The sequence below is a fragment of the Xanthobacter sp. BG11Y11_SDJG genome (assembly GCF_057364445.1).
Genome location: NZ_JBNFNU010000510.1, coordinates 1 through 2,533 on the forward strand (window position 1 = coordinate 1; position 2,533 = coordinate 2,533).

At 69.5% G+C, this 2,533-nt stretch carries 3 protein-coding genes and 1 pseudogene; 3 read left to right on the forward strand and 1 reads right to left on the reverse strand.

Annotated elements, in window-relative coordinates; genetic code table 11:
* Together murB and AC2W7M_RS23645 are read left to right on the forward strand one after the other, a co-directional pair.
* Positions 1-835, forward strand: a pseudogene (gene murB, locus AC2W7M_RS23640) (UDP-N-acetylmuramate dehydrogenase); the annotation flags it as partial.
* Positions 836-1,002: 167 nt separating this feature from the next.
* Positions 1,003-1,263 carry a hypothetical protein gene (locus AC2W7M_RS23645; protein WP_486135390.1) on the forward strand — a complete coding sequence of 87 codons (261 nt, stop codon included), beginning with the start codon at positions 1,003-1,005 and terminating at the stop codon, positions 1,261-1,263.
* 214 nt (positions 1,264-1,477) lie between these two features.
* On the opposite strand, the gene AC2W7M_RS23650 is transcribed toward AC2W7M_RS23645, so the two are convergent.
* On the reverse strand, positions 1,478-1,858 hold the full coding sequence (locus AC2W7M_RS23650; RefSeq protein ID WP_486135392.1) for a tautomerase family protein: 381 nt from the start codon (positions 1,856-1,858) through the stop codon (positions 1,478-1,480).
* Positions 1,859-1,948: 90 nt separating this feature from the next.
* On the opposite strand from AC2W7M_RS23650, the gene AC2W7M_RS23655 reads away from it, so the two are divergent.
* Positions 1,949-2,533, forward strand: a 585-nt coding sequence (locus AC2W7M_RS23655; protein WP_486135394.1) for a LysR family transcriptional regulator, incomplete at its 3' end; no start/stop codon positions are given.

Below are 2,533 nucleotides of genomic sequence, written 5' to 3' on the forward strand. Positions count from 1 at the left end.
CGACCTGGTCCGGCCGTCCGGCGGCCCGGCCGAGGTTCGCGTGTTTGCCGGCGGACGCGACGACCTCGCCTATTTTCTCGCCCGCCTGCCGGCGAGTGCCGCTGACGGTGATCGGCCTCGGCTCCAACCTGATCGTGCGCGACGGCGGCGTGCCGGGCGTGGTCATCCGGCTCGGGCGCGGCTTCTCCGAGGTGGAGGTGGACGGCTGCCGCATCGTTGCCGGCGCGGCGGTGCCGGACGTGAAGGTCGCCCGCGCGGCGGCGGACCAGGCCATCGCCGGCTTCTCCTTCCTGCGCGGCATTCCCGGCTGCATCGGCGGGGCGCTGCGCATGAACGGCGGCGCCTATGGCGGCGAGACCCGGGACGTAGTGGTCGCGGTGGAGGCGGTCACGCGCCAGGGCGAGAAGATCACCCTCTCCAAGGCCGACATGGGCTATTCCTACCGCGATTCGGCGGTGCCGGACGACCTGATCTTCACCCGCGCGTGTTCGAGGGGCGGCCCGGGGACGCGGAGGCGATCGCCGCCGAAATGGCGAAGATCACCGAGAGCCGCGAGGCCACCCAGCCCATCAAGAGCCGCACCGGCGGCTCCACCTTCAAGAACCCGCCGGGCACCAGCGCCTGGAAGCTGGTGGACGCCGCCGGCTGCCGGGGCCTGACGCTGGGCCAGGCGCAGGTGTCGGAGCTGCACGCCAATTTCCTCATCAATCTCGGCGGCGCCACGGCCGCAGACATCGAGGGCCTCGGCGAGGAGGTGCGCCGGCGCGTGAAGGCGGCGAGCGGCGTGACGCTGGACTGGGAGATCAAGCGCATCGGCGTGCCGATGGCTGGCTAGAGCGCGCGTCGATCGGCTTGCGCCGCAAGCTGACCGGATAACGCATTCTCTCGATCGATGCCCGGCGCCGTTGCCCGCATCCACGGTCGTGGTATCCAGAATGCCGGATAAGGGTCCGAGTCCTGGCAGACTGGGACATGCGGCAGCGCGCTGGAGCGGGGATCGCCATGGATTTCGAGAGCTGGGACAAGGACGAGGCCGGGCGGCTGAAGGTGTGGCCGCTCCAGGCCTTCACCACGGCCATCTTCGACGGCAAGGTTGGCGCGCTGCGCCTGGAGGTGGGCCGCCCGAAGCCGGGCCTGCCCACCCCCGCGGTCCAGGTCTCCACCCCCGCCGACCTGCTGCGAGCCCTCGCCGCCGCGCTCACCGAGGTGGCGGATGCGATCGAGGAAAAGGCGCCATCTGGCAAGGAAGGGGCGCCGAACTGAGGGCGCCGCCATCCGGTGATGCCGACCTCACAACTGGCGCGGATCGCCGCAGATGACCTGCGCATTGAGGGCGCGCTCGACATGGTCGCACCAGCGGCCGGCGGGAAATTCGCGCGATGCGGAGATGGCCTTGGCGCGCCGCAGCGCGACGGCTGCTCCCAGCCATGCCGCAGCACGCCGGAGGGCTCGGACGCAGCGCCTCCCTGCACCGGTGTCAGGTATACTGGGCGAGGCCATGGCCGAGCGACCAGTTCTCGCGCGCACCCTCGATGAGATTCACCAACACATCCTCGGGCCGGATGCCCGGATTTTCGCCGAGCAGCGCCGCCAGCCTGGCGAACAGCGCCTTCTTCTGCGCCACCGTCCGGGTGTTCATGGCGCTGATCTGGATCATCACCAGATCGTCGCTGCGGGCGATGCCGAGATAGGACGCGCCATAGCGGAAATCGGCGGCGTCATGCTGGGTGATGGTCATGAACTGGTCGTCCTCGGGCACAGAGAACGTCTCGCGCATGGCGCGATAGATTCCGTCGAAGATCGCTTGGCGATAGGCGTCGGGCTTGCCGGAGCGCATGGCAATGCGAACGAGCGGCATTCGGGCCTCCTTCTGTGGCGCGCCCGAAGGTAGATCCGGCCCATTCATTTTGATATGCTATCATTGCAATATCAACGATAACATAATGAAATGGCTACACCCGCCCTGGATCTCGACGCCGTCCTCGCCTTCGTGCGCATCGCCGAACTCGGCAGCTTCACCCGCGCTGCCGAGGCCATGCAGACCACGCAGGCCGCCGTGAGCCTGAAGCTGAAGCGGCTGGAGGAGCGGCTCGGCTGCCGGCTGGTGGAACGCACGCCGCGCCATGTGCAGCTTTCGGCGCGGGGCGAGGCCTTCCTCGATCACGCCCGGGAACTGCTGGAGGCGAACGAGCGCGCGCTCGGCCTGTTCGCCAGCGCCCGCCAGCGGCTCGCCATCGGCATCAGCGATCATGTGGCCGGCCCGGAGCTTCCGGGCCTGATCGCGCGGATGAACGCGCAGGATCCGCACCTTGTGATCGAGATCCGCATCGGCTCGTCGGGCGACCTGCTCCAGAGCTTCGACCGGCGCGAGCTGGACACGGTGATCGTGCGCCTGCATGCCGGCCGCGACGATGGCGAATGCCTCGCGCAGGAGAAGTTCGGCTGGTTCGCGGCGCCGGGCTGGCAGCAACGCGCGGGGGAGCCCCTGCCGCTTGCCACCATGGCGGAGCCCTGCGGCGTGCGCGCGCTCGCC